The organism is Bacteroides sp. D1 (assembly GCF_000157095.2).
GTDB classification, from domain to species: Bacteria; Bacteroidota; Bacteroidia; order Bacteroidales; family Bacteroidaceae; genus Bacteroides; species Bacteroides xylanisolvens.
This window is the reverse complement of record NZ_JH114348.1, coordinates 405-8249: the sequence shown is the minus strand read 5'-3', so window position 1 is coordinate 8249 and position 7845 is coordinate 405. Positions and strand designations below refer to the sequence as shown.

5 protein-coding genes, 1 tRNA gene and 1 pseudogene are annotated in these 7845 nt (G+C 42.3%); 5 read left to right on the top strand and 2 right to left on the bottom strand.

All coding sequences use genetic code 11. The features are described 5' to 3' along the window. Together BSAG_RS26100 and BSAG_RS05875 are read right to left on the bottom strand one after the other, a co-directional pair. Positions 1–155: pseudogene (locus tag BSAG_RS26100) on the bottom strand (DDE transposase); the annotation flags it as partial. Between the two features lie 203 nt (positions 156–358). Then, on the bottom strand, positions 359–2557 hold the full coding sequence (locus BSAG_RS05875) for a GH92 family glycosyl hydrolase (RefSeq protein ID WP_008771280.1): 2199 nt from the start codon (positions 2555–2557) through the stop codon (positions 359–361). 272 nt (positions 2558–2829) lie between these two features. Here BSAG_RS05875 and sppA point away from each other — a divergent pair, with 272 nt between their 5' ends. From sppA to BSAG_RS05900, 5 genes are all read left to right on the top strand, one after another. Continuing rightward, positions 2830–4608, top strand: coding sequence for a signal peptide peptidase SppA (sppA, locus tag BSAG_RS05880; protein WP_004316834.1), 1779 nt, complete (start codon positions 2830–2832; stop codon positions 4606–4608). A 10-nt stretch (positions 4609–4618) separates the two neighbouring features. Continuing rightward, the gene (lpxK, locus tag BSAG_RS05885) at positions 4619–5749 is read left to right on the top strand and encodes a tetraacyldisaccharide 4'-kinase (RefSeq protein WP_004316833.1); all 1131 of its coding nucleotides are present in this window, start codon (positions 4619–4621) and stop codon (positions 5747–5749) included. Continuing rightward, positions 5706–6515, top strand: coding sequence for a purine-nucleoside phosphorylase (locus tag BSAG_RS05890; RefSeq protein WP_004316831.1), 810 nt, complete (start codon positions 5706–5708; stop codon positions 6513–6515). Before lpxK ends, BSAG_RS05890 begins: the two co-directional genes overlap by 44 nt. 16 nt (positions 6516–6531) lie before the next feature. Beyond that, positions 6532–7569, top strand: a complete 1038-nt coding sequence (gene thiL, locus BSAG_RS05895) for a thiamine-phosphate kinase (protein WP_004316830.1) — start codon at positions 6532–6534, stop codon at positions 7567–7569. A 161-nt stretch (positions 7570–7730) separates the two neighbouring features. Beyond that, positions 7731–7803 (top strand) — tRNA-Phe (locus BSAG_RS05900). The last annotated feature ends 42 nt before the right edge of the window (positions 7804–7845 follow it).

The following is a 7845-nucleotide window of genomic DNA, read 5'->3' as shown; positions in this document are numbered from 1 at the left end:
AAATGCATTTGTCGGGCCAGTTCCGAGAAAGGGAACAGAGAATGGAGGCGACCTAATTCACTCGTTGCAAAACTTTGACGATATTTTTTAAGCATATCGAACTCGGTAAAACCTAAACAAGGTTCGATTTCTGAGATTTTTTGTATCTTTACCATGTGTTTTTATTTTTAATTACCCCCGTTTTGGCCGTCAAACCGTTTTTTGGGGGGAATGCTTAAAGATACAAAAAAGGCAACTAACTCGCAATGAATTAGTTGCCTTAAATTTTATTATTTTAGGAATATCCCTACTATAAGTTATGATCCCAACCACTATTAATTAAAATCATTAGTCCCATAACAGTACAGAAACGAATTTATTACTTCATCTTGTATACCAGCGTTCCTCCTTTTACAATATCCTCATGCGAGATTGTTTTCTTCGTATATGGTTCGCCATTCAATGTAATACTATCTACATATTTATGTTCTTTCGACAAATTCTCCGCAATAATCGTGAAAGTCTTGCCATCGGCCAGATGCAAAGTCATCTTCGGCAACTGTGGAGCACCGAATACATATTCCGCACTTACCGGATCTACCGGATAGAATCCCATCGCACTAAGCATATACCAGGCAGACATCTGTCCGCAATCATCATTTCCACAAAGTCCGTCGGGTTTGTTTTTGTATTGAGTATCAAATATTTCACGAACCAATTCCTGTGTACGTTCCGGACGACCAGCCAGTGCATACAAATAAGTCACATGATGGCTTGGCTCATTTCCATGAGCATATTGCCCGATTAATCCAGTAACATCTGCCAAACTTTCACCTTCTAGCTTAACCGTAAACAATGAGTCTAATTTATTCAAGAAAGGTTTTTCTCCCCCAAACAACTGGATTAATCCTGGAACATCATGTTGTACATGCCAAGTATATTGCCATGCATTTCCTTCCGTATAATCTCCACCGACACTTTCAGAATGTGCCAACGCACTTGGGTTAAACGGAGCTTTCCAAGTTCCGTCAGCTTTGCGCGGACGCATGAACTTCGTCTCCGAATCGAAAAGATTCTTATAATAGTCAGCACGTTTCGCGAAGTAAGCGGCATCTTCCTCTTTACCCATACGACGTGCCATATCGGCAGCAGCATAATCATCATATACAGATTCTAAAGTGGAAGATACAGATTCTGCTTTTATCAGATCTGTCGGGAAATAACCATATTTCGTATAAACCTCCCAATCAGACTTCAACGGATGAGATACAGTCTGCGTCTTCTTTATTATATTGAAAGCACGTTCAGCGTCAAAGCCACGGAATCCTTTGCGATAAGCCTCGGCAATGACTGATACGCCGTGATTACCAATCATACAGAAATTCTCTTTTCCCCACAATCCCCAAATAGGCAGGAAGCCTTGCACTTCACCCTGTTCGATGAGAGAATTCACAAAACCGTCCACACGTTCGGGAATCACTAATGTATAAAACGGATGAGCGGTACGGTAAGTATCCCACAAAGAGAACGTAGAATAGAAAGCACCAGTTCCGGCTTTTACAATAGAGTCGGCGGCATTACGATACATACCGTCTACGTCCGAAATTTGATTAGGCTGAATCAATGCGTGGTAGAAACAAGTATAGAAATTTGTCTTTTCATCATCGGTACCCTCTATTTCAATACGGCTCAAATAGTTATTCCATTCATTGTGGGCGGTAGCTCTTACTCCTTCAAAATCCCAGGCAGGAATTTCTGCTTCCAAATTCTTTTTAGCCCCGTCTATGCTGGTGGTGGAAAGAGCCACTTTCATCATCAGCTCGTCTCCCGGCTGCATGTCAAAAGAGGCAATGATGCGTTTTCCTTTTTCTGTTTCGCCCATCGGAAGATAAAGTGAATCGACTACCGGACGGTTGAATTTCATCACAAAGAAATAATCTTGATTGACCCATACCGTGTTATTGACATGTCCTGTCAGTGTTTGAGCATCTTCCCAGTTCACTTCACAACTATTGACTTGTGAATGATATTGTTCTTCTCTCCATGCAGGACCATGTTGCAAGTCAATCAATATAGAGGCAGAATCAGCCTTGTGATAAGTATAGCGGTGAAGGGCAGCATGGATAGAGGCAGTCAGTTCCGCTTTTACCTGTGGATCAGAGAGCTCTGCGGTGTAATATCCCGGAGTAGCCGCTTCTTTATCTTTAGGGAAATGACTGCGATAGGCATCCCACGCACGTACACGTGTACCGGTGACCGGCATCACCAAAATATCACCTAAATCCATACATCCCGTTCCATTCAGATGTGTTTGAGTAAATCCCCAAATCAGGGAATCCTCATAAACATATTCAGAACAGTAGCGCCAACCAACTGCTCCCGTCACAGGACTGGTCTGGATCATACCGAAAGGATAACACGCGCCTGGAAATGTATGACCATTATCAGCAGCACCGATAAAGGTATTAACGTATTGAGTATAATCCTTTGTTTCCGCTTTTTCAGTCGGAGTACAGGAAGAATAGAAGAACAAGCCTGCTGCTAAAGCTGCAGCCACAAAAGGGGTTTTTCTTTTCATGGTAAATATAATGTTAAGTTAATGTCGCATTACATATGCTGATATTTATTTAATTTTTCACGATAATAGTTGTGCCACAAAATTAGAGAATTCTTCTCATTTAAAAGGATTAGATACAGACAAATATACTTAAATCTTGCAGGAAAGAAGCTTCTATTTATATCGATTCGCTGTGATAAAACAAAAATTCGTACGACTTATTGAATAAATATCAACTCAATTATTTATCTTTGTTAGCTTAATAACAAGCTGACGCAAAAACAATAAGTATAATGAAAGATTTCTTGAAATTTACACTTGCCACGGTGACAGGTATCATTTTGTCAAGTATTGTATTATTTATAATCAGCATGGTAACGCTGTTTGGCATCATGTCCGCTTCGGACACGGAAACAATCGTAAAAAAGAATTCCGTAATGATGCTCGACTTAAACGGAACGTTAGTTGAACGTACGCAAGAAGATCCGCTAGGTATTTTATCACAGTTGTTTGGTGACGAATCTAACACGTACGGACTGGACGATATTCTCTCTTCCATCCAGAAGGCTAAAGAAAACGAAAATATCAAAGGGATTTATTTGCAAGCAAGTTCACTAGGTACCTCTTATGCTTCCTTACAAGAAATCCGTAATGCACTGCTCGATTTCAAGGAGAGTGGAAAGTTCGTCATTGCTTATGCCGACTCCTATACGCAGGGGCTTTATTATCTTTCCAGCGCAGCCGATAAGGTGCTGCTCAATCCCAAAGGAATGATTGAATGGAGAGGTATCGCTTCCGCTCCCCTGTTCTACAAAGACCTGCTACAAAAAATAGGAGTTGAGATGCAGGTGTTCAAGGTGGGAACTTACAAATCTGCCGTGGAACCGTTTATTGCAACAGAGATGAGCCCTGCCAATCGCGAACAAGTGACAGCATTTATCACTTCCATCTGGGGACAGGTGACGGAAGGGGTTTCTGCTTCCCGCAATATTCCAGTAGATTCTCTGAATGTTTATGCCGATCGTATGTTAATGTTCTATCCATCAGAAGAAAGTGTTAGGTGCGGATTTGCTGATACCTTGATTTATCGCAATGATGTGCGCAATTATCTTAAAAAACTGGTAGAGATAGATGAGGATGACAATCTCCCGATAGTAGGATTAAGCGACATGATGAACGTAAAGAAGAATGTGCCAAAAGACAAAAGTGGTAATATCGTGGCTGTTTATTATGCATCCGGTGAAATTACAGACTATCCGAGTTCCGCAACTTCCGAGGACGGAATTGTTGGTTCGAAAGTCATTCGTGACCTGCGCAAATTGAAAGATGATAATGATGTGAAAGCTGTTGTACTCCGTGTCAATTCTCCGGGCGGAAGTGCTTTTGCTTCAGAACAAATCTGGCATGCAGTGAAAGAGTTGAAAACAAAGAAACCGGTCATTGTCTCTATGGGTGATTATGCCGCGTCAGGAGGTTACTATATCTCTTGCGTTGCCGACACGATTGTTGCAGAGCCTACTACCCTGACCGGGTCTATCGGAATATTCGGTATCATTCCCAATGTAAAAGGATTGACTGATAAAATCGGTTTAAGTTATGATGTAGTTAAGACGAATAAATATGCTGATTTCGGGAATATCATGCGTCCGTTCAACGAGGATGAAAGATCATTGCTTCAAATGATGATTACCGAAGGATACGACACCTTTGTCAGTCGTTGTGCCGAAGGACGCCACATGACAAAGGAAGCGATCGAAAAGATTGCCGAAGGTCGTGTATGGACCGGGGAAACTGCTAAAAAGTTAGGACTGGTAGACGAGTTAGGCGGCATTGACAAAGCACTGGATATTGCCGTGGCAAAAGCCGGTATCGAGGGATACACCGTTGTTTCTTATCCTGCAAAACAAGATTTCTTTTCTTCCCTGCTTGATACGAAACCGACGAATTACGTAGAATCACAATTGCTGAAAAGCAAGTTAGGTGAGTTCTACCAACAATTCGGTTTACTGAAAAATCTGCAAGAACAATCCATGATTCAGGCTCGTATTCCGTTCGAACTGAATATTAAATAAACTGCCATACATGGACGAACACTTTATCAAGATACATAAGTGGCTCTACCCTGCCTCCTGGCTCTACGGAGCAGCGGTAATGATGAGAAATAAACTCTTTGACTGGGAAGTGCTGCAATCAAAGAGTTTTGATATACCTATCATCAGCGTAGGCAATCTCGCTGTTGGAGGAACAGGGAAAACTCCGCACACTGAATATCTGATAAAGTCTCTTTGTAATCAATATAATGTAGCTGTATTAAGCCGGGGATACAAACGGCATACGAAAGGCTATGTGCTGGCTACTCCGGAAAGTACGGCAAGAAGCATTGGCGACGAACCGTACCAGATGCATCAAAAATTCCCGTCTGTCACAGTAGCTGTCGACGAAAAGCGTTGTCATGGCATAGAAAAACTGCTTGCACTGCAAAAGCCTTCAATAGATGTTATCCTGTTGGATGACGCTTTCCAGCACCGATATGTCAAACCGGGATTAAGTATTCTGTTAACGGATTATCACCGGCTGTTCTGTGACGACACTTTGCTCCCCGCAGGACGACTTCGTGAGCCAATTAGCGGCAAGAACCGGGCACAAATCGTTATTGTCACCAAATGTCCGCAGGACATCAAGCCTATTGATTATAATATTATCACGAAACGACTGAACCTTTATCCATATCAACAGTTATTCTTCTCATCGTTCCGGTATGGCAACCTGCAACCGGTGTTTCCTATAATGGTTCCGGACACAGATACCCCTTCGGCAAACAATGAGATTGCTTTGTCCTCGCTGACAAATACAGATATATTATTGATGACCGGAATTGCCTCACCGGCTCCCATTCTTGAAAGGCTGAAAGATTGTACCCAACAAATAGATTTGCTATCATTTGACGATCATCACAATTTCAGCCATCGGGATATCCAGCTTATCAAAGAACGGTTTCATAAGCTGAAAGGAGAACACCGGTTGATTATCACTACCGAAAAAGATGCAACACGCCTGATTAACCATCCGGCTTTGGACAAGGAATTGAAACCATTTATCTATGCCTTGCCTATTGAAATAGAAATATTACAGAATCAACAAGATAAATTTAACCAACATATTATTGACTATGTTAGAGAAAATACAAGAAACCGCAGCTTATCTGAAAGGTAAGATGCATACCAGCCCGGAAACAGCCATTATACTTGGCACCGGACTTGGCAGTTTGGCAAACGAAATCACCGAGAAGTATGAAATAAAGTATTCGGATATCCCGAACTTCCCGGTATCTACCGTCGAAGGTCATAGCGGTAAGCTGATTTTCGGCAAACTAGGCAATAAGGATATCATGGCTATGCAAGGACGCTTCCACTATTACGAGGGTTATTCGATGAAAGAAGTGACTTTCCCTGTACGTGTGATGCGCGAATTAGGAATCAAGACCTTGTTTGTGTCCAACGCCAGTGGCGGGACAAATGCAGACTTCGAAATCGGTGATTTGATGATTATCACCGACCATATCAACTATTTCCCCGAACATCCGCTTCGTGGAAAAAATATCCCATACGGTCCTCGTTTCCCGGATATGAGCGAAGCATACAGCAAGGAACTGATCTGTAAAGCTGATGAGATTGCCAAAGAAAAAGGAATCAAAGTACAACACGGAGTGTATATCGGTACACAAGGTCCTACTTTCGAAACTCCTGCCGAATATAAACTATTCCATATCCTTGGCGCCGACGCTGTTGGTATGTCTACCGTTCCGGAAGTAATTGTAGCCAACCATTGTGGTATCAAAGTATTTGGTATTTCCGTCATTACCGACTTGGGAGTAGAAGGAAAAATCGTAGAAGTAACGCACGAAGAAGTTCAGAAAGCAGCCGATGCCGCTCAACCGAAAATGACAACGATCATGCGCGAACTTATCAACCGTGCCTAAACAATCACCCCGATTTATGAGAACTGAAATAGCATCTCTCGGTGAGTTTGGTCTGATTGACCGCCTCACCGAGGGAATCAAACTAGAAAATGAATCCAGTAAATATGGAGTGGGCGACGATGCCGCCGTTCTCTCCTACCCTTCAGAAAAGCAAGTATTGGTAACAACCGACTTGCTTATGGAAGGTGTACATTTTGATCTGACTTATGTTCCCTTGAAACATTTGGGATATAAATCAGCAGTCGTTAATTTCTCCGATATTTATGCCATGAACGGCACTCCCCGGCAGATTACGGTATCTCTTGGCCTTTCCAAGCGTTTCAGCGTAGAGGATATGGACGAGCTTTATTCAGGTATTCGTCTGGCTTGCCAGCAATATAATGTCGACATTGTGGGAGGTGATACAACTTCCTCCCTTACAGGGCTTGCTATCAGCATCACTTGTATCGGCGATGCTGATAAGGATAAAGTGGTTTACCGTAATGGAGCAAAAGAAACCGACCTGGTCTGCGTCAGCGGTGATCTGGGAGCAGCTTATATGGGTTTACAACTATTGGAACGTGAGAAAGTCGTACTAAAAGGTGATAAAGACATTCAACCGGACTTCACCGGCAAAGAGTACTTATTAGAACGCCAGTTAAAACCGGAAGCACGTAAGGATATCATTGAGAAACTAGCTGCCGCCAATATTGTCCCAACCTCTATGATGGACATATCTGACGGTCTGTCATCAGAATTGATGCATATCTGCAAACAAAGCAATGCCGGTTGCCGTGTTTACGAAGAACATATTCCAATTGATTATCAGACGGCTGTTATGGCTGAAGAGTTTAACATGAATCTGACGACTTGCGCCTTGAATGGCGGAGAAGATTATGAGCTACTCTTTACCGTTTCTATCGCCGATCATGAGAAAGTATCACAAATGGAAGGAGTGCGCCTCATCGGACATATCACCAAACCCGAACTTGGCTGTGCATTGATTACCCGTGACGGCCAAGAATTTGAATTGAAAGCACAAGGATGGAATCCATTGAAGGAGAATAAACAATAGTTTCTATCACTTTTCTGAAATATTTTTCATTCCATACAACACTGATAATAAGCAGACTAGCTTTTTATCAGTGTTTTTTATTTCCAGAAGGCTTGCAGAATCCAAAAGTTTCACTACCTTTGCAACCGCAAAAGAGATATTACCGGACCGAACAACCACAAGGTGCCATAGCTCAGTTGGTAGAGCAAAGGACTGAAAATCCTTGTGTCCCCGGTTCGATTCCTGGTGGCACCACAATCGATTCGGTAATAAAAAATCTCTACTTACGTTACGTTA

What these genes read in the sequence shown, in the direction of transcription:
- BSAG_RS05875 (WP_008771280.1), bottom strand. Translation starts at nt 2,557, where the DNA reads ATGAAAAGAAAAACCCCTTTTGTGGCTGCAGCTTTAGCAGCAGGCTTG.
- sppA (WP_004316834.1), top strand. Translation starts at nt 2,830, where the DNA reads ATGAAAGATTTCTTGAAATTTACACTTGCCACGGTGACAGGTATCATT.
- lpxK (WP_004316833.1), top strand. Translation starts at nt 4,619, where the DNA reads ATGGACGAACACTTTATCAAGATACATAAGTGGCTCTACCCTGCCTCC.
- BSAG_RS05890 (WP_004316831.1), top strand. Translation starts at nt 5,706, where the DNA reads ATGTTAGAGAAAATACAAGAAACCGCAGCTTATCTGAAAGGTAAGATG.
- thiL (WP_004316830.1), top strand. Translation starts at nt 6,532, where the DNA reads ATGAGAACTGAAATAGCATCTCTCGGTGAGTTTGGTCTGATTGACCGC.